This is a genomic window from Pradoshia sp. Z3_51 (assembly GCF_058215915.1).
In genome coordinates, this window is sequence record NZ_JBZAJC010000003.1 from 151,178 (window position 1) to 176,562 (window position 25,385).

At 39.1% G+C, this 25,385-nt stretch carries 24 protein-coding genes, 1 other RNA gene and 1 other annotated feature; of the genes, 3 read left to right on the forward strand and 22 right to left on the reverse strand.

Features of this window, described 5'->3' with window-relative positions; translation table 11 throughout:
- Positions 1-34: 34 nt before the first annotated feature.
- The 5 genes from AC4BHA_RS07910 to AC4BHA_RS07930 form a co-directional block, all read right to left on the reverse strand.
- On the reverse strand, positions 35-796 hold the full coding sequence (locus AC4BHA_RS07910) for a tRNA threonylcarbamoyladenosine dehydratase (RefSeq protein ID WP_066105431.1): 762 nt from the start codon (positions 794-796) through the stop codon (positions 35-37).
- Positions 797-1,206: 410 nt separating this feature from the next.
- Positions 1,207-1,394, reverse strand: a non-coding RNA gene (gene ssrS / locus AC4BHA_RS07915) — 6S RNA.
- 31 nt (positions 1,395-1,425) lie between these two features.
- Positions 1,426-3,210, reverse strand: coding sequence for an aspartate--tRNA ligase (gene aspS, locus AC4BHA_RS07920; RefSeq protein WP_139892609.1), 1,785 nt, complete (start codon positions 3,208-3,210; stop codon positions 1,426-1,428).
- 14 nt (positions 3,211-3,224) lie between these two features.
- Positions 3,225-4,499 (reverse strand): histidine--tRNA ligase, encoded by a 1,275-nt coding sequence (hisS, locus tag AC4BHA_RS07925; protein ID WP_066105436.1) that lies wholly within the window; start codon positions 4,497-4,499, stop codon positions 3,225-3,227.
- 99 nt (positions 4,500-4,598) lie between these two features.
- Positions 4,599-4,832 (reverse strand) — a binding site (T-box leader).
- Between the two features lie 53 nt (positions 4,833-4,885).
- Positions 4,886-5,062, reverse strand: a complete 177-nt coding sequence (locus tag AC4BHA_RS07930) for a hypothetical protein (protein ID WP_175354278.1) — start codon at positions 5,060-5,062, stop codon at positions 4,886-4,888.
- A 139-nt stretch (positions 5,063-5,201) separates the two neighbouring features.
- Between AC4BHA_RS07930 and AC4BHA_RS07935 the strand changes: the two genes are divergently transcribed.
- Positions 5,202-6,467 carry an N-acetylmuramoyl-L-alanine amidase family protein gene (locus AC4BHA_RS07935; protein ID WP_490551092.1) on the forward strand — a complete coding sequence of 422 codons (1,266 nt, stop codon included), beginning with the start codon at positions 5,202-5,204 and terminating at the stop codon, positions 6,465-6,467.
- 145 nt (positions 6,468-6,612) lie between these two features.
- On the opposite strand, the gene AC4BHA_RS07940 is transcribed toward AC4BHA_RS07935, so the two are convergent.
- From AC4BHA_RS07940 to AC4BHA_RS07975, 8 genes are all read right to left on the reverse strand, one after another.
- The gene (locus AC4BHA_RS07940; protein ID WP_140461980.1) at positions 6,613-6,810 is read right to left on the reverse strand and encodes a hypothetical protein; all 198 of its coding nucleotides are present in this window, start codon (positions 6,808-6,810) and stop codon (positions 6,613-6,615) included.
- Between the two features lie 224 nt (positions 6,811-7,034).
- A complete protein-coding gene (dtd, locus tag AC4BHA_RS07945; protein WP_066105443.1) occupies positions 7,035-7,478 on the reverse strand; it encodes a D-aminoacyl-tRNA deacylase in 444 nt (147 codons plus the stop codon).
- Between the two features lie 10 nt (positions 7,479-7,488).
- Positions 7,489-9,684, reverse strand: a complete 2,196-nt coding sequence (locus AC4BHA_RS07950; protein WP_066105445.1) for a RelA/SpoT family protein — start codon at positions 9,682-9,684, stop codon at positions 7,489-7,491.
- 215 nt (positions 9,685-9,899) lie between these two features.
- The gene (locus AC4BHA_RS07955; protein WP_066105448.1) at positions 9,900-10,412 is read right to left on the reverse strand and encodes an adenine phosphoribosyltransferase; all 513 of its coding nucleotides are present in this window, start codon (positions 10,410-10,412) and stop codon (positions 9,900-9,902) included.
- Positions 10,403-12,772, reverse strand: coding sequence for a single-stranded-DNA-specific exonuclease RecJ (gene recJ, locus AC4BHA_RS07960; RefSeq protein ID WP_490551091.1), 2,370 nt, complete (start codon positions 12,770-12,772; stop codon positions 10,403-10,405). Before recJ ends, AC4BHA_RS07955 begins: the two co-directional genes overlap by 10 nt.
- A 67-nt stretch (positions 12,773-12,839) precedes the next feature.
- Entirely contained in the window at positions 12,840-13,130 is a 291-nt protein-coding gene (locus tag AC4BHA_RS07965; protein WP_066105454.1) for a LapA family protein, read from the reverse strand.
- A 262-nt stretch (positions 13,131-13,392) separates the two neighbouring features.
- Positions 13,393-15,660, reverse strand: coding sequence for a protein translocase subunit SecDF (gene secDF / locus AC4BHA_RS07970; RefSeq protein WP_066105457.1), 2,268 nt, complete (start codon positions 15,658-15,660; stop codon positions 13,393-13,395).
- Positions 15,661-15,896: 236 nt separating this feature from the next.
- Entirely contained in the window at positions 15,897-16,205 is a 309-nt protein-coding gene (locus tag AC4BHA_RS07975; RefSeq protein WP_139063839.1) for a post-transcriptional regulator, read from the reverse strand.
- Positions 16,206-16,336: 131 nt separating this feature from the next.
- On the opposite strand from AC4BHA_RS07975, the gene spoVB reads away from it, so the two are divergent.
- Positions 16,337-17,902, forward strand: a complete 1,566-nt coding sequence (gene spoVB / locus AC4BHA_RS07980; RefSeq protein WP_066105462.1) for a stage V sporulation protein B — start codon at positions 16,337-16,339, stop codon at positions 17,900-17,902.
- Between the two features lie 7 nt (positions 17,903-17,909).
- On the opposite strand, the gene AC4BHA_RS07985 is transcribed toward spoVB, so the two are convergent.
- Positions 17,910-18,560, reverse strand: a complete 651-nt coding sequence (locus AC4BHA_RS07985) for a DUF421 domain-containing protein (protein WP_066105465.1) — start codon at positions 18,558-18,560, stop codon at positions 17,910-17,912.
- A 148-nt stretch (positions 18,561-18,708) separates the two neighbouring features.
- On the opposite strand from AC4BHA_RS07985, the gene AC4BHA_RS07990 reads away from it, so the two are divergent.
- A complete protein-coding gene (locus AC4BHA_RS07990; RefSeq protein WP_306821561.1) occupies positions 18,709-19,101 on the forward strand; it encodes a TIGR04086 family membrane protein in 393 nt (130 codons plus the stop codon).
- 33 nt (positions 19,102-19,134) lie between these two features.
- Here AC4BHA_RS07990 and yajC read toward each other — a convergent pair whose 3' ends face one another.
- The 8 genes from yajC to AC4BHA_RS08030 all read right to left on the reverse strand — a co-directional run bounded on the left by yajC (position 19,135) and on the right by AC4BHA_RS08030 (position 25,265).
- Entirely contained in the window at positions 19,135-19,425 is a 291-nt protein-coding gene (gene yajC / locus AC4BHA_RS07995) for a preprotein translocase subunit YajC (protein ID WP_066105468.1), read from the reverse strand.
- A 37-nt stretch (positions 19,426-19,462) separates the two neighbouring features.
- Positions 19,463-20,602: a tRNA guanosine(34) transglycosylase Tgt gene (tgt, locus tag AC4BHA_RS08000; protein ID WP_139892612.1), complete on the reverse strand. Its 1,140-nt coding sequence runs from the start codon at positions 20,600-20,602 to the stop codon at positions 19,463-19,465.
- Between the two features lie 23 nt (positions 20,603-20,625).
- Positions 20,626-21,654, reverse strand: coding sequence for a tRNA preQ1(34) S-adenosylmethionine ribosyltransferase-isomerase QueA (queA, locus tag AC4BHA_RS08005; protein ID WP_148630204.1), 1,029 nt, complete (start codon positions 21,652-21,654; stop codon positions 20,626-20,628).
- 88 nt (positions 21,655-21,742) lie between these two features.
- A complete protein-coding gene (locus AC4BHA_RS08010; RefSeq protein ID WP_066105478.1) occupies positions 21,743-21,949 on the reverse strand; it encodes a DUF2905 domain-containing protein in 207 nt (68 codons plus the stop codon).
- The gene (gene ruvB / locus AC4BHA_RS08015; RefSeq protein ID WP_066105481.1) at positions 21,946-22,947 is read right to left on the reverse strand and encodes a Holliday junction branch migration DNA helicase RuvB; all 1,002 of its coding nucleotides are present in this window, start codon (positions 22,945-22,947) and stop codon (positions 21,946-21,948) included. The genes AC4BHA_RS08010 and ruvB overlap by 4 nt, the downstream gene beginning before the upstream one ends.
- 12 nt (positions 22,948-22,959) lie before the next feature.
- A complete protein-coding gene (ruvA, locus tag AC4BHA_RS08020) occupies positions 22,960-23,571 on the reverse strand; it encodes a Holliday junction branch migration protein RuvA (RefSeq protein WP_066105483.1) in 612 nt (203 codons plus the stop codon).
- Positions 23,572-23,719: 148 nt separating this feature from the next.
- Positions 23,720-24,268, reverse strand: a complete 549-nt coding sequence (locus AC4BHA_RS08025; RefSeq protein WP_262365988.1) for an intercompartmental signaling factor BofC — start codon at positions 24,266-24,268, stop codon at positions 23,720-23,722.
- Positions 24,269-24,617: 349 nt separating this feature from the next.
- Positions 24,618-25,265 carry a metallophosphoesterase family protein gene (locus AC4BHA_RS08030; protein WP_490558403.1) on the reverse strand — a complete coding sequence of 216 codons (648 nt, stop codon included), beginning with the start codon at positions 25,263-25,265 and terminating at the stop codon, positions 24,618-24,620.
- Between the last annotated feature and the right edge of the window lie 120 nt (positions 25,266-25,385).

Consider the following 25,385-nt stretch of genomic DNA (forward strand, 5'->3'; position numbering starts at 1 on the left):
TTTTTTACATGCAGGTAACAATTCACCCATAACGTTAATCATTCACTCGTTTGATTTTAATTTCCTTCAATGCTTCTCTTACTACCCAGCTTGCTGCAATCAATCCTGCCGTAGATGGTACAAACGCATTAGATGAAGGCGGGAATTTAGCCTTACGAATATCTGCATCCTGGTTGCCCACCACTTTTGTCACTTCATCAAAAGGCACAATTGGGCTCTCATCGGAGAAAATGACTGGAATCCCTTTTCGAATGCCTTCTTTCTTTAATTTTGTACGGATCACTTTAGCTAATGGATCTGTATGTGTTTTAGATATATCCGCGATTTGAAAGCGGGTTGGATCCATCTTATTGGCTGCGCCCATGCTTGAGATGATAGGAATATTCCTTATCAAACATTCTTTCATCAAGTGAATTTTGTAAATAATCGTATCGGAGGCATCGATTACATAATCCGGTTTATAGGCGAAGAAATCCTGATATGTTTCCTCTGTATAGAACATTTTTAAAGCAATTACTTCGCAATCTGGATTGATGTCAAAAATACGCTTTTTCATAGCATCTACTTTTTGCTCTCCAACAGTGGATAATAACGCATGAATTTGTCTATTCACATTTGTTATATCTATATCGTCCTTATCTACCAAGATTAACGTGCCCACCCCGGATCGCGCTAAAGCTTCCACGGCAAAAGAACCCACTCCGCCAATACCTAGAATCGCCACAGTTGTATTTTTTAATATTTCCAAGCCATCTTTCCCGACAGCCAATTCATTACGTGAGAATTGATGCAACATGAATAGCTCCACTCCAATTTCATTTTGTTAGTAAATGTAATTACCTATTTTTATTTTCCTAAACATTTCTGTTCATCTATACGCGCTTAACTCTTTGATTGTATTTTAAACGAAAGCATTTATCGATGTAAAATACAGTTTCAGCTGATTCAGCAGCAGGCCACGATTATCTACCAATCCCTTTACTTGCTATTCTTTCGCTTAGACAATTGAGATAAACCATTGATTAACAGCCACTGCAGTATTGTATCGTTCTAAAATTATGTACCTTTTCTTCATTAGCTGTTCCGTCGTTTCGATTTATGATACCATACTTTCCTACTAGGAATGAAAGGATATATTTTTCATCGATAAAAATAAAAAACTCATTGCAGCAGCTGCAATGAGTTATAACAATTCTTCATAAGTATAGACGCCCCAAATTGTGCCGTTTGATGCCTAGTGCTTTGGCCCGCCCTCGGCAGGTGGGTGTCCTGTTCCACTTTGTTGCAAGTCCTTCACGAAAAAGGCATTTGCGCAAGCGGTAAACTCCGGACTCCCGTTAAAAGAAATGTTCGGTCAAAACAAAAAGGATGCATAACGTACACTTCAGGACGTCTATTAATTGATTTAATCATATCAAAAGCAGGTTACTTTTTCAAGCCCGATTCCATTTTTGAGACCTTTAGACTAAGCTCTTTAAGCTGGCTTTCAGATACTTCACTCGGTGCATCTGTCAACAGGCAGCTCGCGCTTGCAGTCTTAGGAAATGCAATCGTATCACGTAAGTTTGAACGGCCGGAAAGTAACATGACTAAACGATCCAATCCCAAGGCAATTCCACCATGTGGTGGAGTACCATATTCAAAGGCTTCCATTAAGAAACCAAATTGCTCGTTAGCCTCTTCTGGTGTGAATCCGAGGACCTCAAACATTTTTTCCTGAATAGCACGTTCAAAGATACGTAAGCTTCCTCCACCCAATTCATAACCATTTAACACAAGGTCGTAAGCAATTGCTTTTACTTCACCAGGGTTTTCGTCAAGCAAAGAAATTTGTTCTCTAACAGGCATTGTGAATGGGTGATGAGCTGCATAATATCTTCCATCTTCTTCTTTATATTCAAGAAGCGGCCAGTCAGTTACCCATAAGAAATTAAATTTACTTTCATCAATTAGGTTTAATTCTTTTCCTAATTTATTTCGTAAATTACCCAATGCGTCTGCGACTACGGATTTCTTATCAGCAACAAAGAGCAGCAAGTCTCCAGCTTCAGCACCAGTAACCTCGATTAAACCTTTTCCGTCTTCATCCTGGAAGAATTTTGCGATTGGTCCTTTTAGACCTTCTTCCTCCATCTTCATCCATGCAAGCCCTTTTGCACCGTAGCGGGCAGCAAATTCACCCAATGCATCAATATCTTTTCTGGAGTAATTAGAAGCAGCACCTTTTACATTCAATGCCTTAACCTGTCCGCCGGATTCCACTGCACCTGTGAAGACTTTAAAGCCTGAATCTTTAACGATATTGCTAACGTCAATTAATTCCATCGCAAAACGAGTATCAGGTTTATCAATACCATATCGGCTCATCGCTTCATCATACGTCATTCTCGGTAGTGGTAAAGAAAGCTCGATTCCTTTGACTTCCTTCATCACTTTAGCCATCATGCGTTCAGTCAAATCCTGAATATCCTCTTGGCTCATAAAGCTAGTTTCAATATCGATTTGTGTAAACTCAGGCTGACGGTCTGCACGTAAGTCCTCATCACGGAAACAACGTGCCACTTGATAATAGCGTTCAATTCCAGAAACCATCAATAATTGCTTGAAGATTTGAGGCGATTGCGGCAATGCATAAAATTCACCTTCATGCACACGGCTTGGTACTAAGTAATCACGCGCGCCTTCTGGAGTGCTCTTAGTTAAAATAGGTGTTTCAATATCAAGGAAGCCTTCTCCATCTAAGAAGTCACGGATTGCTTTAGTCGCTTTATGTCTCATTTTAAACGTTTCGAACATAACCGGACGACGAAGATCTAAATATCGGTAAGATAAACGAAGGTCCTCAGATACTTCTTCGTTATCTGTAATCGCAAATGGAGGTGTTTTGGATTCATTGATAATGATTACCTCTTCTGCCTGAACTTCAATACTACCTGTTTTAAGGTTTTTGTTTATCGTTCCCTCTTCACGCGCTACCACTTTTCCCCGTACGCTTAATACATATTCACTTCTGATTTTTTCAGCTAGACCTAGGGCTTCAGGTGATAAATCTGGGTTAAATACAACTTGGACAATGCCTGTACGGTCTCTTAAATCGATAAAAATTAACCCGCCAAGGTCACGTCTTTTTTGGACCCACCCTTTGACAGTGATTTCTTCTCCGATTGCTGTTACCGGTACTTCTCCGCAAAAATATGTTCTTCCGTACACTGTAATTCCTCCTATTATCTTCCCAGTTTAGTTTTTAATTCTGTTACTAACTCAGCGAGCCCCACTTGCTGTTGCTCACCGGTTTGCATATCTTTTAAAGAAATTTTATTTTCTTTCAGCTCATCTTCTCCAAGTACAGCCACGAATTTGGCATTTACACGATCCGCCGCCTTAAATTGGCCTTTTGCTTTGCGATCGGAATAATCCTTTTCAGCTGAAATTCCGTTGCTGCGCAACTCATCTACCAGTTTCACAGAGTAATCCTTTGCTTCGTCGCCAAGTGAAACAATAAAACAATCTACACTTTTTTCAATCGGAAGCTCAATATTTTCGACTTCAAGTGCAGATAGCAATCTTTCAATACTTAAAGCAAATCCAATCCCAGGGGTTTCAGGACCGCCCACCTCTTGAACAAGTCCGTTATAACGGCCGCCTCCACAAAGAGTAGTAATTGCCCCAAATCCTTCAGAATCGAGCATGATTTCAAAAGCTGTATGATTGTAATAATCAAGTCCGCGAACCAAGCCTGGATCCACAACATAAGCAATTCCGATCGCATCCAAGTACGCTTTTACTTTGTTAAAATACTCGGTAGACTCTTCATTTAAGTAATCGATAATGGACGGTGCGCCAGACATTAATTCATGATTACGGTCCTCTTTGCAATCTAGTATTCGTAATGGGTTACGTTCTAAGCGATTTTTACAATTTGGACAAAATTCCTCAATCCGGGGCTTAAAGTGCGCAATCAAAGCTTCTCTGTGTTTTGCACGGCTTTCCTTGTCTCCAAGACTGTTAATCACTAGCTTCAGATTCTTTAACCCTAACTTTTTATATATATTCATGGCTAATGAAATTACTTCTGCATCAATTGCCGGATCGGAACTCCCTAAAGCTTCCACACCAAACTGTACAAATTGTCTGAAACGCCCTGCCTGTGGACGCTCGTATCGGAACATAGGCCCAATATAGAACAACTTAACAGGTTGAATAGCATTCCCATACATTTTATTTCCCACAAAGGAACGAACTACCGCTGCCGTACCTTCCGGACGCAAAGTTAAACTGCGGTTTCCCTTATCCGTAAATGTATACATTTCTTTTTGTACAATGTCTGTTGTATCTCCCACACCTTTTTCAAATAACTCGGTACTTTCAAAAATTGGTGTACGTATTTCTTGATACTGATACACTGAGCAAATTTCTTTTGCTACGTTTTCGATATACTGCCACTTTTCTGATTGACCAGGAAGGATATCCTGGGTTCCCCTTGGTATTTGAACGGCCATATCAAAATTCCTCCTTAAAATGCAATCTATAACCATTTCCAATTGGCATGGCTTGGTAATTTTAGGTAAAATAAAAACAACTCCCAGTCCCATGCATATGCAAGGGACGGGAGTTGTTACCCGCGGTGCCACCCTAGTTGGAGCATAAAAAGCTCCCACTTTTACAGTTAACGCCTGTTTAACGTTCATCCCCTACTAGAAACTAACGTTTTTTCAGGGCGAAACCTACGGTGTGTTCGTTCATATGGGCACATGCAGAAGTGTTTGCAGCCTAAGACACTTCTTCTCTGATCATGTGTGATCTATATTACTCTTCACCATCATTGGAATATAATATGTATTTTTATTTAATTAATATTACGAAGTAACTTCCTAGTTGTCAACCCTTAAGAACGTCCAAGTTTCTTTTTTAGTTGTTTCACGTCTCTGACGGACAGGCCAAATTCCGAAGCAAGCTCCACCATGGAATTATTCTGTTCTTTAACCAAAAAATCATGAAAATCCACTCCGAATATTTGTTTACCGGCATTTTGTGTGATTAATCCCTTTTCACTGTATCTCATATCATGAACACCCCTTATTTATTTAAACTACAGATTGTCTTAATCAGTATTCCCGACTGTGTAAAGTATCTTTCATAAAAAATATTTTTTCTTTAACAAACGCCTGGCCCTGATTTTTAAAGAAGGAGCGATTATTATCTTGCTAAAAAAAATTTTGGTTTTTCTATGTGTAACCCTACTGCTTGCGCCGATGAAAAATTCTATACCAACCGCACATGCAACGATCGATAAAATTGTGGTTAATGAGCCATCTATTTATGTCCGGGAGGAGGCAAATATAAAGGCATCCATCATCGATGAAATCCAGGCGGGGAGTGTTTATGATGTCCTGGAAATAGATGAAGATTGGATTAAACTAAAGCTCAGTGACAAAAAAACAGGATGGGTAGCCAGCTGGCTCGTTACAGGCTATAAAGAAGCGGATCTTACCTCCGATTCCGGTATTGTTACTGCAGACGGTCTACGTGTTCGAAAAGGCCCAGGCACAGAGTTTAAGGTACTCGGCAATCTTCCTATCGGAACAGTAATTCACATAATAGAGAAACAGGATAGCTGGATTTCTTTCACCTATGAGGACCATATAGGCTGGATCCACAGCAACTACATACATCGACATCAATTACAAAAACCCTCAAAGAGAATCCGTATAACAGCTTCCGTACTAAATGTACGAGCATCGGATAAACCAGATGCTTCAATCATTGGAACAGTAAAAAAAGATGAGGAATATACCGTTCTCAAAAAAATTAGAAACATGCTTAAAATTGAACTTCCATCTAAAAAAGAAGGATGGATCCCAAGTTGGTATACAAAATCAGAGAGTGAACGGAATTCAAGTCTTCAAAGGAATGAGTCATTAATGGGGAAAACGATTATCCTTGATGCCGGACATGGAGGCACTGACGGCGGAGCATCCGGACCAGCTGGCACTTTAGAAAAAAGTCTAACGCTTCAGACCGTTAAACTGGCATACGAGAAGTTACGAACAGCCGGAGCGAACGTGGTCATGACTCGTTCCAGCGATCGGTATGTAGCGTTACATGCAAGGGCCAATCTTGCAAATATGAATAGAGCCGATGCCTTTATCAGTTTCCATTATGATAGTAATCAGAATGGAGATAAAAGTGGTATTAAAACATATTATTATCATTCCTATCAAAAGCAACTAGCCTTAACTATTCAAAAATATTTATTGCAAAACGAGACACCGTTAAATGACCAGGGAGTAAAGCAGAACAACCTGCACGTTTTACGAGAAAATCTTCGGCCGGCTGTTTTATTGGAATTAGGCTATATAAATAATCCTGCTGAGGAAGCTCTTATCCAAACAGAATACTATCAGGAGACCATCACAGATGGTCTTGCAAATGGATTAGCTGCCTACTTTTCTGATTTAGAAATTTAGCGTCCCGAAAAGCTATGATTTATGAAACACGTTGTAAAGATCAACAGATTTATTCTTAATAACTTGGATCCTCCCTTTATGCTTTTAATTGATAGCATAAAGGGAGTTTTTATGGATAATTCTTTGGGTGGAGAATGTAAATTACTTAGAGGTATTGGCTGGTTGAATTATTGGTGTGTTTGGCTGGATTATTGGTAGAATCGGCTGGATTATCGCCCAGTTCGGCGGATTTTCCCCATGTACCGGCTGTATGACTTAGTTCGGTTCCTTTCTTTTCTGCTCTGGCTGGATTTTTGCTCAATTTGGCTTGTTTCTTTCCTGAATCGGCTGGTTTCTTGCTCAATTCGGCTGATTACTCTCTCGAATCGGCTGGATTATCGCTCAGTTCGGCCTGTTTTTCTCTGTATCGGCTAAATCGCTCAGTTTAGCTGATTTCAATCCTGAAATATAAATTCAGCTAGATCACTAATTATTGATTTACAAAAAAAAAACACCTCCATATGTCTGAAATAACTCAGATATATGGAGGTGTACGGTATTAAAGAAAGCTACTGCGCTGCTTAACTTTTAGTTTTTGCTTTCGAGAATAAGCGTCACAGGTCCGTCGTTAATGAGCTCGACATCCATCATCGCCCCGAATCTGCCTGTTTCCACTTTCAACCCTTTTTCTCTCAGCATTTCATTAAACATATCATACAATTTTTCAGCTTCATCGGGCTTGGCTGCTGCCATAAAGTTTGGGCGCCTTCCCTTGCGGCAATCACCATATAAGGTAAATTGGGAAATCGATAAAATTTCACCGCCCACATCAAGCAAGGAATGGTTCATCTTCATATTCTCGTCTTCAAATATGCGCAGATGAACGATTTTATCAGCAAGGTAACGGCAATCCTCTTCCGTATCCTCATGAGTAATTCCAACTAATAACACAAACCCGGAGGTAATGGCGCCGATTGTTTCACCATCGACACGCACTGATGCTGCCTTTGAACGTTGCAATACCACTTTCATTTTTTTACCCCTAACTCATAATTCTTCTGACAGAATAAATATCGGAAATTTGCTTAATCCGTTCAACTACTTTATGCAAATGACTTACATTATAAATTGATATAGACATGGTAATTGTCGCACTTTTGTTCCTGTCTGTACGACCTGATACAGCCGTGATATTGGTCTTCGTTTCACTAACAGCTTGAAGCACTTCATTTAACAAGCCGTTCCGGTCAAATCCATTTATTTCGATATCAACATTGTATTCTTTTCGAACGCTCTGACTGCTTTCCCATTCTACCGGGATAATCCGTTCTTTACTTTCTTCATCCAATACATTGACACAGTCTGCCCGATGGACCGAAACACCGCGTCCTTTTGTAATGTACCCAACTATTTCATCACCAGGAACAGGATTACAGCAGCGTGATAATCTGATTAACATATTGTCAATCCCTTTTACACGGACCCCGGAATCCTTCTTCTTCGTTTTCGGAATCATACGCAACTCAGAGACTGCATCAAGCAAGCTTACTTCCTGATCTTTTTCTCTCTTTTTACGAAGCTTATCTGTTAACCTTGTCGCAATTTGAGCAGCTGTTATTCCGTTGTAGCCCACTGCTGCATACATATCATCTTCATTGGCAAAATTGAATTTTTCAGCGACTTTCCTCAGGTTCTCAGTAGTACAAACTTCTTTCACATCATATTCCATTGCCTTGACTTCTTTATCAACTAATTCTTTGCCTTTTTCTATATTTTCTTCTCTGCGTTGCTTTTTAAAGAATTGTCGTATTTTATTTCGCGCTTGTGAAGTTTTTGCCAGCTTCAGCCAATCCTGACTTGGGCCATAGGAATGTTTAGATGTTAATATTTCAATAATATCGCCGGTTTTCAGCACATAATCAAGCGTAACCATTTTGCCGTTTACTTTAGCGCCAATCGTTTTATTGCCGATTTCTGAGTGGACGCGGTAGGCAAAATCAATCGGTACAGATCCTTTTGGCAGCTCATACACATCACCTTTTGGTGAAAAAACAAATACCATATCCGCAAATAAATCCAGTTTGAGAGATTCCATAAATTCCTCTGCATTGGTAGAGGCATCCTGGAATTCAACAATCTCTCTGAACCAATCCAGCTTTTTATCCATTCGTTGTGTCGATGTTAGATCTTTGCCTTCTTTATAAGCCCAGTGTGCCGCAATCCCGAATTCAGCTGTTCGGTGCATTTCTGTCGTACGAATCTGTACTTCCAAAGGTTCACCCTTTGGACCAATAATGGTCGTATGAAGAGATTGATACATATTTGCTTTCGGCATAGCTATATAATCCTTGAAACGACCAGGCATTGGCTTCCAGCATGTATGAATGATACCAAGAACTGCATAGCAATCTTTAATACTATTTACAATAATACGGACTGCCGTTAAATCATAAATCTCTTCAAACTGTTTATTTTGAAGAGCCATTTTCCGATAGATACTGTATATATGCTTTGGTCGTCCAAATATATCAGCCTGAATAGAAACTTCCTTCAGCTTTTCCTTCATTCGGTCGGTGACATCTGATAGATACTCTTCTCGCTCCGCCCTCTTCTTTTTCATCAAATTTACAATTCGATAATATTGCTGAGGATTTAAATAGCGGAGAGCTGTATCTTCAAGTTCCCATTTAATCGTTGAAATACCGAGTCTATGCGCAAGCGGTGCAAATATTTCGAGCGTTTCATTCGCAATCCTACGCTGTTTTTCAACAGGTAAATGCTTCAGAGTACGCATATTATGCAGCCTGTCAGCTAATTTAATCATGATTACACGAATATCCTTAGCCATTGCGATAAACATTTTACGGTGATTCTCAGCTTGCTGCTCTTCCTTTGACTTATATTTAATTTTTCCCAGCTTTGTTACACCGTCAACCAAAAGGGCTACTTCTTCGTTAAAGGTTTCCTTAATGTCTTCCAGTGTTACGGAAGTATCTTCTACAACGTCATGCAAAAATCCGCCCGCTACTGTAAATGTATCCATCTCTAAGCCCGCCAGGATGGCAGCAACTTGAATTGGATGGATAATATACGGCTCACCGGATTTACGATATTGCTCCTTGTGAGCTTCTTTGGCGAATTCATACGCTTTTTCTAAGAATGCCACATCTTTATCATTCATATAGTTTCTTGCTTTATCAAAGACCTGCTCAGCGGTATAAATTTGCTCATTTGCCATGAAATCACCTTTTACTCCGTATTTCCACGTTTTTTGCTTATCGTTATCTATGTTAAACCATATAGGTTAATCGTTAAAAAGAGGATTGTTTCTATTATCATCAAAAAAAGTTTTCTTGTAAAGTAACGAACAAGATTTAATCTGTTGTTTCGCTATTATTCGCAATTTGATAATATAAAAAGCGCTCTAATAATTAGAACGCCATTACTATATGCTTAATATTCCATTAATGTGAGTATATCATAGCCGGCAAGTTTTTTCCTGCCCTCAAGGTACGTTAACTCAACTAAAAAAGCTAATCCTGCTACAACTCCGCCAAGCTCTTCAACCAATTTAATAGTCGCTTCCATTGTTCCGCCTGTAGCCAATAGGTCATCAGTAATCAATACTCTCTGACCTGGTTTGATTGCATCTTTATGAATGGTTAACACATCTTTACCGTATTCCAAACCGTATTCAACTTTAAAGGTTTCTCTAGGCAGCTTGCCTTCTTTACGCACTGGCGCAAAGCCAACTTCCATTGCATAAGCTACAGGGCAGCCGATAATGAATCCACGTGCTTCCGGTCCTACAATAATATCAATTTCTTTCTCTTTAGCAAACTTTACAATTTGATCTGTTGCATATTTATATGCCTTCCCGTTATCCATAAGTGGGGTAATATCTTTAAATTTAATCCCTGGCTTAGGCCAATCTTCTACGATCGCTATATATTGTTTTAAATCCATTGCTCAGTTTCCTCCTTGTTTTCCATGTGGGATCGAATCAACTTGCCAAGGTATTCATAAAGCTGATTGAATGAAGCGTATAGAAGCTCTTGTTCCAACGCCATTCTTGCTTGTCTTTCTTGATAGGTTTTAGATTCTTGGAGATCCCGTTTCATACTGGTCCTTACCAAATCAATGAGTCCGTTATTTATTGTAACAAACTCGAGCTCAAAAAACACCTTTGTCATAAAATCAATATTTTCTTTTGACCAGCCTTTATGAATATTCAGCATGGAACGCAGTTCTTTATATGAAATAGGTCCTTTTTTTGCCAACAAGGCATAATACCATTTAAATTGGTCTCTTGTTGGAAACGCTGAGAAATAATCATTTTGAGTGGTACGAAAGTAAACATACACTCTTTTAGGCAATTTTCCAATAAAAAGTGCTTCAAATATATCTTTTTGTGAAGGTAAATCTGCTAAAACTACATGATAGCCGTCTAAAGTTTCCTGTTGAGCTGCTTCTAAAGAGGTAATATGGATAATTTGATCATTCTCTTTAGTAAATTCCGTCAGCCACACCCTACTCTCTTCCTGAAATAAGATGATTTTGCGTGGAGACGGCACTGTCTGAACATGTATTTTCCCCTTATCGCTGCGACAATCAAATAACTGCCACCCTGGTACAGAAAGATCCTGTAAAAACAATTGGGGCTTTTTTATATTATTCCATTCATTTATCGCCAATTCCCCAATTACAGATACCTTGGCCTGCGGAGATAAATGATCAAGGAACTCTCCTAATCCAAACCCAATGCTATCTAACCCAGCGTCATTTTGTTCGAGCTGAAGTTTAAGATGAGTTTTATCTGCCCCAATTTTCCTGGAAGTTGTTATTGAGGCATCCTCAATCAAAATCCTCGGTTTTGGGTTTTGCATCCCGTACGGTGCAAGCTGGGACATTTGCTGAATAAGCGTTAATGAAATTTCATCAATCGCAACTAAGCTATCTATCTCAGTAACAGGCTGGAAATCTTCTTCTGTTAGAATTTCATTAGCCTGATTGATCAATCGTTGTCTCAATTCCTCAACATCTTCTATTTTCAATGTCATACCAGCAGCCATAGGATGGCCCCCAAAATGAGGCAGCAGTTCTCTGTTTAAAGATAAGTTTTGAAAAAGATCAAATCCTGGAATACTGCGTGCAGATCCCTTTGCTGTTCCTTTCTCACGATCAATACTTAATACGATCGTCGGACGATAATACTTTTCTACAAGCTTACTGGCTACAATCCCTACTACACCAGTATTCCATCCTTCACGGGCAATAATTAGGACCGGATTGGTTTCAGGTGGATAGTTATTCTCCACTTCCTCAATCGCTTCCTGGGTCATTTCTTTTACGATTGATTGCCGCTCTTTATTCAATAAATCTATTTCGTCGGCTATCGAATCAGCTTCTTCCTGACTTTCTGTAAGTAAAAGCTCTACAGCTGGATCTGCCGATTCCAATCTTCCTACAGCATTTATTCTCGGTGCCAATCCAAATCCAATGGAATCCTCATTTAAGGAATCGCGCTGAATACCTGCTTTTTGACAAAGGGCAAGGATTCCCGGTCTCGTTGATTTCTTTAATGCCTGAATCCCTTTAATCGTAATTAATCTATTTTCATCATGAAGAGGAACCAAGTCAGCTACTGTTCCAATTGCAGCAATGCCAATCAACTCATCAGGCAACTCACCAAGTAAAGCATGGGCCAATTTCATTGCCACACCTGCACCTGCCAACTCTGAAAACGGATAAGTTTCACCCGGCTTTTTGGGATGAAGGATAGCTAATGCCTGCGGTAACTCAGGACCCGGTTCATGATGGTCCGTCACAATATAATCCATTCCCAATTCTTTCGCCACTTGAGCCTCATGAATGGCCGAAATGCCACAGTCTACTGTGATAAGTAACGTAGTTCCCTGTTCTTTTATGAATCGAAAAGCCTCTTCATTTGGGCCATAGCCTTCTGTAAAGCGATTTGGAATATACCATGACACATGTTCTGCTCCCATTATTTTAAGCGTGAGCATTAAGATGGTCGTACTGCTGACCCCATCGGCATCATAGTCTCCGAATATAGTAATCTTTTCGTTGTTTTTTACAGCTTTCACAATCCGTCTCACAGCTTCTTCCATACCTGATAGTAAAAACGGATCATAGAAATCCTGCTGGGCTGCATACAAAAAAGACCGCGCTTCTTCTACGGTCTTTATTCCTCTGTTGACCAATAATGTAGCCACAATACGAGGCTGTTCAAGTTCTTGCATGAATAGATTTATAATGGTTTCATCAGCTTTTTTTAAAAGCCAACGTGTTTTTGATTGTAACATATTGTCACCCCTGACCTATCTATTATAAAAAATATCTATCAAAGGTTCAATGAGTGATTCTAAATATTTATGATTTTGGGTGAGTGTTAAGATCATTGTCAGCCAATTCATTATAAGCGATCCGTTCATTTGTTAGTTCTTTTATCTGCTTAGTCAGAGAGATAATACGGACTGCCATTACAGAACCAACAATGATTCCACCCATGGCAACAGATCCTAAAATAACCAAAATCAAGGGCCAATGAGCCGTTCCAAATACATAATTAACATCCACCTTATCCACATTAACAACAGCAAAAATAGCAACGATAAGAGCAAATACTATCCCAAGAATCACGTACCACTGAAGTTTTTTCATATTCCTACTCCTTTATAAAGTATTATGAAAAATTTTAATAAATCATGTATATAGTCTTAATCCCCTTATCTTACAAAGAAAAAACGTACTCCATGTTTGTTAGTCTATTGTTTACCTTTACTAGATCTTGCATACACAGCAAAAAAAGCACACAAAATAATCAGTTATAACACATAAAGTCTTTTTGTGAACTGGTGTAAGCTACCATAAAAACAGCCCGCTTCTCAAGAAAAAGAACCGGGCTGTTTTGTATGAAACATCATTAAACTTGTGGTTGATCGTTGTTTACGCGCTTTTCTTTATATGTTTTGATAACACCTTTCTTCTTCAGCTCTTTGCCTTTTAGGATTCCATAAATAGGGGCTGCAAGCAGAATAGAAGAATACATACCAGTTACCAAACCGATTAATAGAGCAAGGTTAAAATTAAAGATTGATTCGCTTCCAAGGAACATCATCGCCAACACAGTAACTAACACAGTTAGAACAGTATTGATAGACCTGACCATTGTTTGGCGAACACTGATATTGATAATCTCATTAATTTCTTCCTGAGTCTTAATGCGTTTTTTCATTTGCATATTCTCACGAATACGGTCAAACGTAACGATTGTATCATTGATCGAATACCCAATGATGGTTAATACAGCGGCTATAAAGGTTAAATCCACTTCGATTCTAAAAATACTAAATATCGTTATTATCATAAACGCATCGTGCAGGAGCGCCAATATAGAAGGTAGAGCCATTCTCCACTCAAAGCGTAGGGTCGCATAAATAACAATACCAATTGAAGCAATCGCTACCGCAATCAGCGCATTTTTGGCTAACTCCTTACCTATTGTCGGGGATACCGTACTTATATTCGGATTATGCCCATACTTGGAATCAAAGTAATTGTTTAGCTCTGCAATTTCATCTTTTGAAAAGACATCTTTCGTCCGCACAACAGCCGACTTGTTACCCTCACCTGCCATAACGATATCTTGCGAATCAATTTCGTTTTCAGTAAGATCTTTTTGGATTTCATCTACTGATAGTTCTTTATCAGCATTGATTTGAATTCTGGACCCACTGGAAAAATCGATACCTGTATTTAAACCATTTACAAATAAGGATCCTACTCCAATTATGGTTAATATAATAGAAAAGATAAAGAATTTCTTTGCAGGCTTAATGAAATCCCATTTATCAAACTTCGTAGGTAAATATTTATCCTTTTTAAATTCGTTTAAATCATGAATGTCGCTTTTCTTAACCCCAAACCAGCCTGGGCGATTGTTAAGGAAGTTACTGTTCACCCATAAGGACATAATCAATCTTGTACCATACACAGCCGTTATAAAGCTGACTAATATACTGACAATCAAACTGGTCGCAAAGCCTTTGACTGAACTGGTTCCAAAATAAAACAGAACAGCTGCTGCAAGTAAAGTGGTAATATTGGCATCCATTATTGTAGACAAGGAGTGCTTATTCCCCTCTTTATAGGCTGCCTTAATGGAACGTCCTTTACGAATTTCGTCCCGGATCCGTTCATTTGTAATAATGTTCGCATCGACCGCCATCCCCACCCCAAGTATGAGGGCTGCTATACCTGGCAATGTAAGAACAGCATTCATCCAATCAAATACGAGAATGATTAAATAAATATAGGCAGACAATGAGACAACTGCAATCGCGCCTGGGAATCGGTAATAAGCAACCATAAAGATAAAGATAGCCAGGATCCCAACAATTCCAGCTAATAGCGTTTTATTTAATGCTTCTTCACCGAATTTAGCACCTACAGATGTTGAATAGATCTCATTCAGTTTAACCGGCAGGGCACCTGCATTTAAAATTTCAGCGAGGTCTTTAGCCTCTTCTACAGTAAAGTCACCTGAAATAACGGCTGTATCTGAATTGATCACTTGATTCACGTTTGGTGCTGAAATAAATTTAGGATCTTCTTTTGTGATTTCTTCTTTATAGGAATCTTTTCCTTCTTCAAAATCCAGCCAAATAGCTAGTTGATTCTCTGGCGCCATGGCTAAAATATCCCTTGTAACTTGTCCAAATTTATCTGCATCTTTTAATTGGACCTGTACAATAGGTTGATTGGTTTGGCTATCAAAAGATTGGCTGGCTCCTCCTTCTTTTAAATCCCCGCCATCCATTCTTACTTTATCGTTCACATCACGGAAAGTTAGATTGGCTTGCGTTGATAGAAGTTCCCTTGCTTTCTCCTGATCATCTACGCCTGCTAGCTGTACACGGATCCGATTATTGCCTTCAACTTGAATGCTCGGTTCACTGACACCGAGAACATTAATTCTTCGGTCCAATGCGCTTGCAGTAGCCGCCATTGCTTTTTCATCAATTTTTTGTCCATCTTTTGCTGGCTCCACTTTATAAAGAACTTCAAACCCGCCCTGTAAATCAAGGCCCAGCTTAATGTTTTGCATGATATTAGATGTTGTACCAACAAAGGTAACTCCTAATACGATTACAATAAGGAAGAAAGCCAGGATTCTACTTCTCTTAACCATTATGTAAATAGCCCCCTAATCATAATATCCCGATTGAAGCAGCATGGAAGGACGCTACTTTAATAAAACGTGATTATCCGATTTACTCGGTTCCTATGTTTTATTCCAGTTGTTTCAATCTTTTAAAATTTGATTTTACCGTTCTTATTATGAAAGATAGAATACAAAGTGTCAATTTGATTTCATATGAATTGGAAATTAATGCATGGATATATACCGCTTATATTTCTATAAAATCATGAAAATAAATCTTTGAATTCTTCAAGCCCTGAAGCCATATTTTTCTTCATAGCCTCACCTTCTTTTAATGCCTCTATTGTCGCATAATTCATATAATGTGCCACTTTGACACTCATAATATCTTGAAAAATTTCATATGCCCTTATTTCAGGATTAGGTTTCTTCCATTTTTTATTCGTTAAATACATCCAAATATCGTTTCCCTGAACCTCCGGATAACCTAACAATTGAAATTCTTCTTGTTTACTTTTTAAAGCTGGTAACATTTCTGAACGAAATTTCTCATACGGATGCTGTCTGTCCAATTTAATCGTCCTCCAACCCTCATTTTTCATAGATATTCACTTTTTCTGTGAAGCTTGTCATGGTTAGTCCATTTGCATGCATATAGATAATTGTATATGATTGCTGCTTGTTTGAGAAGGAGGGGAATTGAATGTCCAAGTTTATAAGGGGAACTGTTATCTTATTGATTGCAGGATTCATTACGAAGATCTTAGGATTTATTAATCGAATTGTGATTGCCCGCTTTATCGGTGAAGAGGGCGTCGGTCTATATATGATGGCATTGCCATCATTATATCTAGTGATTGCAATCGTTCAGCTTGGAATGCCCATTGCAATCTCAAAATTTGTGGCAGAGGCAGCAGCAAAAGGGGATCATCATAAAACAAAGAAAATACTGGTTGTGTCCTTATGTGTGACCGGAAGTCTTTCTCTAATTTTCACCCCATTACTATTTATGTTTGCTCCATACTTATCAACTCATGTATTCACAGACTCCAGAACTTTACTGCCTTTATTGGCGATTGCACCAATTGTACCAATAACGGCTGTTTCAGCTGTCTTGCGCGGATACTTTCAAGGGAAACAAAATATGAAGCCCTATGCGATTTCAAATATTATTGAACAAATTGTACGTATTTCAATGATAGCCGCATTGACGAAAGCCTTTTTGCCCTATGGAATTGAATATGCAGCTGCCGGTGCCATGGTAGCCTCAGTCATTGGAGAAATTGCCTCTTTGCTATATTTAATGTTGATGTTTAAATTTAAAAAGAGTTTCAGAATGAGAAAACAATTTTTCAACTATGTTTCATCTGGTAAAGATACATTAAAGGAGCTTTTATCCATTGCCATTCCTACTACAGGAAGCAGGATGATCGGATCTATTACTTGGTTTTTTGAACCGATTGTTGTGGCAAGGAGTCTTTTGGCAGCAGGGGTTGCGACTGGCGTCGCTACTGCACAATATGGTGAACTGGCAGGGTATGCCGTACCATTACTTATGCTTCCTTCCTTTATCACCCATTCACTGGGTACATCATTAGTCCCTGCTGTCAGTGAAGCCTATTATAAAGGAAATATCAAACAAGTGATTCACCGGCTGCAGCAGTCGCTCCGATTTGCTTTTTTAAGTGGCTCCCTAGCCGTGGTCACTCTATATGTACTTGCTGAACCAGTCATGCAGGTCATGTATCATAATGACCATGCCAGCATATATGTACGATTTATGGCACCCTTTTTTCTGCTCTTCTTTTTTCAAGGTCCTCTTCAGGCTACGTTGCAGGCTCTTAATATGGCCAGAGCGGCTATGTTTAACAGTCTAATTGGATCAATAACAAAAATCATCTTAATCCTCACACTCGTAACACAGCCGAATATCGGGATTATGGGAGCTGCTATTGCCATCTGTGTATCTACTGTGCTTGTTACTCTTTTACATTTCGCTACTGTTATGAAGAAAATCCACTTAACCATTTACTTGCATGAATACATCATGGCTCTTGTCGTCATGTCCATCTCCGGATTAATCGGACACATGCTCTATGAACAATGGTTAATCGGAATCCCTATGATTCAGCGTTTGATTATTTCGATAGCCGTTATCGTAATTGTTTTCGCAATCGGTTGTTTATTGACAGGCTTAATACGAAAAAAGGAAATCAGGAGAGTTCCTATTATTGGCCCTCTATTATCCAAGATTGCATTATTTCCATAACAATGAACTACTCACTGTTATTAATATATAGGTCGTCATCTTCTAAACTGCAAAACAGAATTTGTTTTACGTCTGTATAACCTTTTTTAGCTAATTCCTGAATTAGCCAGCTCTCTGATTTTCCAATCTCTCTAAGATTTTGCTTTTGTATCACTCCATCTTGAATGAGAGCAAAGATTGGACCTGGCTGTTTATTTTTTTTAATTGATTTTTTCTTGTAAATCGATAATTTCCCGGAAGGCTCAAAAATGGCAAATTCAACATCACTCATTTTTTCTACTTCTTCATCGCGTAACTGTATAAGCAAATCATCAAAATTATAACGCAGCATTCTCATTGCATTTTTGTCAATTTTTCCATTATGTATAATAATAGATGGCTTTCCATCAATCAGTTTGCGGATGAATGGCACTTTAAGTGATATAAAGGCAAGTATAATTTGAATAATGGATATGACTGCTATCGGCAAAATCGCTTTCCACATACTATCATCAGGATTTTCAATAGCTATAACAGCTATATCCGCCATCATCATAAAAACGACTAAATCTAGAAGACTTAGCTCTCCTATTTCCCGTTTCCCCATGATCCGAAAAACCAACAAAATAATAACATATAAAAGACTAGTACGCCCTATAATTTCCAAATATTCAAGCAACCTATATTCCCTCCAATCAAATACATCTGTTAGTTTGCTGTTAAATAGAAAAAAATAGTCATTTGATTGACTGGTTGTACAAAAATACATTCTAAATAAAAATAAACAGAATAAATTATTTATAGAGATCCAATAGAAGATAAGGAGGTTGACCATAATCGAAACAAAAAACATAGGTTCTGCCATTTTGTACGGAGTTGTAACCATCTTTATTATGGCTGCTTTGTTCAGCTTATTATTTTCTTTGCTACTTAGATTCACCAGCATTTCTGAATCTTCTCTAACGTATATCATCATGGCTCTCTCTTTTTTAACTTTGTTTATTGGGGGATTTATATCCGGTGGAAAGGGGAAAAAACAAGGATGGCTGCTCGGAGGCAGTACAGGCCTAATCTATACTTTAATTGTTTTCCTCTATCAATATCTGGGGCTTGAGACCGTATTTACATCCACGCAGCTAATCTATAATGGCTGTTTTATTATCACGGCTATGATGGGTGGAGTACTGGGGGTAAATATGAACGGCGGATCACGAAACTAAAAAAACCTAGCCATTCGGCTAGGTTTTTTCATATTAATCTTCTTTCGTTGTTGTTACTGGACTTTCTTTTTTCTCAACTACTTGAGAAACAGATCTTCTATCAAATGTTAGACGAGAACCGTCTGGACTCTTGATAATTACTGTACCTTCATTAATAGAATCAACAGTTCCGTGAAGACCGCCGATCGTCACGACTTTATCTCCTCTTTGTAAGGCAGCTTGCATTTGTTCAGTTGCTTTTTGTCTCTTTTGCTGAGGACGGATTAAGATAAAGTAGAAAAACACCAACAGCAAAATCGGTAGCAAAAATTGGGATAATACCATATTATTTTCACTCCTTTCATTACATTAGTAAGAATGGTTAGAAGTTTTTTGCATTTGGTTTATTGAACCCATAATTCTCAAAAAATTCTTCCCTAAAGTCTCCAAGCCGGTCTTCCCTGATGGCTTGTCGAACTTGCTCCATTAAGTTTAGCAGAAAATATAGATTATGATAAGAGGTTAAGCGAATTCCGAATGTTTCGTCACATCTAATAAGGTGGCGAATATACGCTCTTGAATATGTTTTACAAACATGACAGTCACAATTCGGATCCAATGGACCAAAATCCATAGAATATTTGGCATTCTTAACGACTAGTCTTCCTTCAGAAGTCATCAGTGTACCGTTACGGGCAATTCTCGTTGGCAATACGCAGTCAAACATATCAACTCCACGGATTGCTCCATCAATTAGGGAGTCCGGAGAACCAACACCCATTAAATAACGTGGTTTATTGGACGGCAATAACGGAGTAGTGAATTCAAGAGCACGATTCATGACATCCTTCGGCTCCCCTACACTTAATCCGCCAATAGCATATCCCGGAAAATCCAAAGATACTAAATCGCTGGCACTTTGGCGGCGAAGATCTTCATATTCTCCACCCTGTACGATTCCAAATAGCCCTTGATCATTTGGTCTTTCATGCGCATTCAGACAGCGCTCTGCCCATCTGGATGTTCTCTCAACGGATTTTTTCATATATTCATGTGTTGCTGGATATGGAGGGCATTCATCAAATGCCATCATAATGTCAGATCCTAAAATATTTTGGATTTCCATAGCCTTTTCAGGAGATAAAAATAATTTATCACCGTTTAAATGGTTACGGAAATGCACGCCCTCTTCTTCAATTTTTCTGAATTGACTCAGACTGAAAACCTGGAAACCGCCGGAATCAGTTAAAATTGCACGATCCCAGTTCATAAATTTGTGTAACCCACCTGCAGCCTTAATGACCTCTGTACCTGGTCGCAGCCACAAATGATACGTATTGCCTAATATAATATTGGCACCCATTTGTTTCAATTCTTCTGGTGACATCGTTTTAACTGTAGCCAAAGTTCCTACAGGCATAAACGCGGGTGTTTCAAAAGTTCCATGAGGTGTATGAACCCGTCCCAGTCGGGCTCCTGTCTGTTTACATGTTTTAATTAATTCATAACGGATTGCTGTCAATCGTGATACTCCTCTCAAAAATCTTACTTAATAAACATTGCGTCGCCAAAGCTGAAAAATCTATATTTTTCACGAACGGCAGTATTATATGCATTTAATACATGTTCACGCCCAGCAAGAGCGCTAATCAACATAATCAACGTGGACTTAGGAAGATGGAAATTCGTAATCATTCCATCAATAGCTTTAAATTCAAATCCAGGATAGATAAAAATATTAGTCCATCCACTTGCCTCAGCAAAGCTTCCATTGTGATCGCGGGCAATCGTTTCAAGAGTACGTGTGGAGGTAGTTCCCACCGAGAATATATTACCACCCTCTGCTCTAACCCGATTTAATAGCTGAGCTGTTTCAGCATTCATTTGATAAAACTCAGAATGCATATCATGCCCTTCAATTGTATCGGATGAGACAGGTCGGAAGGTTCCAAGTCCAACATGAAGCGTGATAAAAGCTAAATGTACACCCATTTCTTTAATCTCTGCAAGCAGTTCTTCCGTAAAATGCAGTCCGGCTGTAGGGGCAGCTGCTGAACCTTCTTCCCGTGCATATACAGTTTGATAGCGGTCTTTGTCCGATAACCGCTCTTTAATATACGGAGGCAAAGGCATTTCGCCAAGTTCCTCTAATACTTCATAAAAGATTCCGTCATATTTAAATTCAAATTCCCTGCCGCCATGCTCCATCTCTTTTACACAAACAGCTGTAAGCTGGCCGTCACCAAACACAACCTCTGTTCCAACGCGAATACGTTTCGCTGGTTTGGCAAGCGTTTCCCATACGTCCCCTTTAATTTGCTTCAAAAGAAGAAGCTCTATATGAGCACCTGTATCCTTCTTCTCGCCGTGCAACCTGGCCGGCAATACCTTTGTATTGTTTAGAACGAGGCAATCTCCAGGTTTCAAGAATTCTTTAATATGCTTAAATTGCGTATGATTCACATCACCTGTCTCTTTATCAAGGACCATCAATCTGCTTTCTTCGCGTTTTTCAAGCGGAGTTTGCGCAATTAATTCCTCAGGCAGATGAAAATCAAATAAATCTACTTTCATGGTGACACTTCCATTTCTTTAACTAGTAATCATGCAGCACACTCAAATGGCGGAATTTACATCTCTATCTATGACGACAACATTTAATTCATTTAAAACGGCTGATGATATAAAAAAATACTGATAATAAGATACTGACAATAATAGACGTCATAATAGGAAAATAAAATGTAGTATTTCCTTTTTTTAATAAAATATCACCCGGAAGCCGTCCAATTTTAATGAATTGCATTAAAAAACCAACCACAAAAATGGCCACACCTATCATCATAATCGTTTTTGGTAAATGATTCATGAATTTGGCACTTCCAAATTGAAATGGCGATACACATGTTCAGTCACAATCCGGCCGCGAGGGGTACGCTGCATAAATCCAATCTGCATCAAATAGGGCTCATACACATCCTCTATCGTTCCGGATTCTTCCCCAATTGTAGCTGCAATCGTATCCAGCCCTACAGGTCCGCCTTTAAACTTCTCTATAATTCCAAGCAATAACTTTCTATCAATCTGGTCAAGTCCAACCTTATCAACCTGCATTAATTCCAAAGCATAATCAGCTAAACCAAACTGAATATCTCCGTCGCCACGTACCTGTGCAAAGTCACGCACTCTTCTAAGCAATCTATTTGCAATCCTTGGCGTGCCCCTGGACCTGCGGGCAATTTCGCTCGCCGCTGATTCCTCAATAGCCGTATCCAGTACCTGGGCTGTACGTGTCACAATTTCCCGCAGCTGTGACTCAGTATAATACTCCAACCTGGATATGACACCGAAACGGTCACGTAATGGTGCTGATAAAGCACCTGCTCTTGTTGTGGCTCCCACAAGGGTGAAAGGAGGCAAATCCAATCGAACAGAACGCGCTCCCGGTCCTTTACCGATTACGATATCGAGGCAAAAATCCTCCATCGCTGGATACAATACCTCCTCAACAGATTTTGGCAGTCGATGGATTTCATCAATAAATAAAACCTCACCAGGCTGAAGAGAACTTAAGATAGCAGCTAAATCGCCAGGGCGTTCAATAGCAGGTCCAGATGTAGTCCGAATTTCCACTCCCATTTCATTCGCAATGATTGTGGCCAATGTCGTTTTACCAAGTCCCGGTGGGCCATACAGCAGCACATGGTCAAGCGCCTCTTCTCTCATTTTGGCTGCTTCAATAAATACACGTAAATTCTCTTTTACTTTATCCTGCCCAATATATTGTTCAAGTGAATGGGGTCTCAGACTATATTCAAACGTCTCATCCTGATTTTGTGCATGCAGGTCCATGATTCGCTCTTCCAAGTTGTCCACCTCCTATTTCAACATAAGCTGTAATGCACCTTTTATATATTCTTCCGTTGTTTTCTCCTCTTTTTCAAGCTTCGGCACCAATTTCTTAACTTCTTTCTCGGAGTAACCAAGTGCCTGCAAAGCAAGCAATGCTTCTTCCAATGCAATATTCTTGGTGGAGTAGCTCAATTCTTTTCCATCTGCTGTTTGGAATAAATCAGGGAATGCATCTGGAGAAACATCTTCAAGCTTCCCTTTTAGGTCAAGGATCATTTGTCTTGCGGTTTTCTTTCCAATGCCCGGAAATTTAACAAGAAACTTCTCATCCTCAGATTCAATGGCTTCCACAACCTGATCGACTCTTCCACTCGCGAGTACAGCAAGCGCACCTTTTGGCCCGATACCTGTGACATTTAATAATTTTATAAACAGTTTCTTTTCTTCTCTTGAACTAAAACCGTACAGTGCCTGTAAGTCTTCACGTACATAGTGATGTACGTATATTTTCTTTTCCTCGTTCGTTCCGGAAAATACAAATGGATTTGGCGCATGAATTAAATAACCAATCCCGTTATTCTCGACTACTATATATTCAGGACAGACATAGTCTATCCGACCTTTTATAAAATCGTACAACGTTTACCTCTCCTCTAATTCGACTGTAAACCATTGTACCATACTACATTTAACCATTATACACTACCAGCACAAATGTTTGATTTTTTGATTTTTAAGAAAACAGCCAAAAGAGCTGTCGCAGGCAAACGATCAGCTCTTTTATAAATTATTGAAGCGTTTTAGACGTCGGTGTTGAATAAGATTTATAAACTTCCAAGAACTTAAGATATCTTTCTTTATTTACGATTCTAACACCATTCTGCAATTCAGATTTTTCAGTGGATTCCAGCTTCTTTAAATCAATTTGATAGAAAGATTGAATGATTTGATCCCTGGCAGGCTTGCCGTTAAAAATAGTAATCGTTCCATCAGATTTAATCCCAAAATACCCATTTCCCTTTAATAAGGGAGAAATATCATCAACATACGTTTGGAATACAAGCTGCTGATCGTTTTGGTCCACCAATAGCCACTTATCATATTTTCTCCAAAAATCATCCATGGAAATAATCGTTTCCTCGATTTTTTCTTCACTCATCTCTCCATCCAAATATACTCGCTGAAGAATGACTGTTCGCTGGATTGGAGTAATTCCAAGGACCGGACTATCCTGACCGGCATCGTTTCTAACCGCAACACCTACGTGATCATTCATACCTGGAATGACTATTAAACAAAACAAACAAGCCACCAGGAAAAAGTACCGTCCATTCATCTAACCCACCTCACTAAGATGTAAATCAACTCTCCACCAGTATCCCCAAAAAATTGAAATTAATACGAAAAGCTGAGGCGACTGTTCAGGAGCGACAAGCATAAGTAAGAGGCACGCAGGGGACGTCCCTTCCCCGAAGTGGTTATACTTATGACTCGAGGGCCTAGGAGCCGAAGCTGGATCTCACGAAAAGCTGAGACGACTGCACTAAGGACCAAGGACTAAGAACGCCACGTCCTGCAGCAAAATCTTTGTGACTATTGTTTTCTAGAGAGCGGTCCGCTCTTTGTTTATATGTTACCGAATGACATCTTCGTAAGTTACTTGACCTTCTTTTATTCTAATTACATTAACCTCTTAACAAATCTATTTCATGAGAGCAAGCGCAATTAAATACATAGGTGTCACCTAATTTGTCCGCTCCAAAATCTTCATGAATATGACCACCTAAATAAATGAGGGGGTTCAGGTTCTCTATCTCCATGCGTAACGACTGGCTTCCCACTCGCTCCCCTCCTGTTATTCTGTCCTGTTTCTCGAATAGCGGAGTATGAGCCACGATAACCAACGGTTCTTTACTTTTTAGTTGTAAGGTGTTTATTTGCTTACGAAATGCTATTTTCAGTTGATCCTCAGAAAGCTCTCGATTTGTGAAAAAAGGTGTTTCCTTGATATATTCAAAGCCCGTAAAGTGAATACCCATATGCTCAACGACTTTACCGTGTAAATTTATGCCGCTCTTTATTTCCGAGTCTACCCAGTCATCGTTTCCTAACACATAATATATTGGAATATCCAAATGTTTAAAAAGACTCGAGATTTCTTGGGCAGATTCCTCCTGGATTGCTTTAAACATCTCAAAAGTGACACTAAATGGTTTTGGATATAAGTCACCCGGGAGAATTAACACATCAACATCTTTTTCTCTTATGACTTCTATGATATGTTTATAGATGTTTCTGTTACCGTGTATATCAGCGACCGAAAGTATATTCATATTGATTCGTTCTCCTCTATCTATTCTAATCATTTGGTTTATTATACTGATTTCAGCTGATTACTGCGGTCTTTTCTGCTCATATTCATTAGTAAGTATCCTTAGCCTTCAGACAGATAT

Excerpts from the sequence above, each read along its gene's own strand:
- AC4BHA_RS08030 (WP_490558403.1), bottom strand. The coding sequence starts at position 25,265 with ATGAATATACTTTCGGTCGCTGATATACACGGTAACAGAAACATCTAT.
- hisS (WP_066105436.1), bottom strand. The coding sequence starts at position 4,499 with ATGGCCGTTCAAATACCAAGGGGAACCCAGGATATCCTTCCTGGTCAA.
- AC4BHA_RS07930 (WP_175354278.1), bottom strand. The coding sequence starts at position 5,062 with ATGAGATACAGTGAAAAGGGATTAATCACACAAAATGCCGGTAAACAA.
- AC4BHA_RS07950 (WP_066105445.1), bottom strand. The coding sequence starts at position 9,684 with ATGGCAAATGAGCAAATTTATACCGCTGAGCAGGTCTTTGATAAAGCA.
- dtd (WP_066105443.1), bottom strand. The coding sequence starts at position 7,478 with ATGAAAGTGGTATTGCAACGTTCAAAGGCAGCATCAGTGCGTGTCGAT.
- AC4BHA_RS08025 (WP_262365988.1), bottom strand. The coding sequence starts at position 24,268 with ATGAATGGACGGTACTTTTTCCTGGTGGCTTGTTTGTTTTGTTTAATA.
- secDF (WP_066105457.1), bottom strand. The coding sequence starts at position 15,660 with ATGGTTAAGAGAAGTAGAATCCTGGCTTTCTTCCTTATTGTAATCGTA.
- AC4BHA_RS07955 (WP_066105448.1), bottom strand. The coding sequence starts at position 10,412 with ATGGATTTAAAACAATATATAGCGATCGTAGAAGATTGGCCTAAGCCA.
- AC4BHA_RS08010 (WP_066105478.1), bottom strand. The coding sequence starts at position 21,949 with ATGAATCATTTACCAAAAACGATTATGATGATAGGTGTGGCCATTTTT.
- recJ (WP_490551091.1), bottom strand. The coding sequence starts at position 12,772 with ATGTTACAATCAAAAACACGTTGGCTTTTAAAAAAAGCTGATGAAACC.
- spoVB (WP_066105462.1), top strand. The coding sequence starts at position 16,337 with ATGTCCAAGTTTATAAGGGGAACTGTTATCTTATTGATTGCAGGATTC.
- AC4BHA_RS07910 (WP_066105431.1), bottom strand. The coding sequence starts at position 796 with ATGTTGCATCAATTCTCACGTAATGAATTGGCTGTCGGGAAAGATGGC.
- AC4BHA_RS07965 (WP_066105454.1), bottom strand. The coding sequence starts at position 13,130 with ATGAAAAAACTTCAGTGGTACGTGATTCTTGGGATAGTATTTGCTCTT.
- yajC (WP_066105468.1), bottom strand. The coding sequence starts at position 19,425 with ATGGTATTATCCCAATTTTTGCTACCGATTTTGCTGTTGGTGTTTTTC.
- queA (WP_148630204.1), bottom strand. The coding sequence starts at position 21,654 with ATGAAAGTAGATTTATTTGATTTTCATCTGCCTGAGGAATTAATTGCG.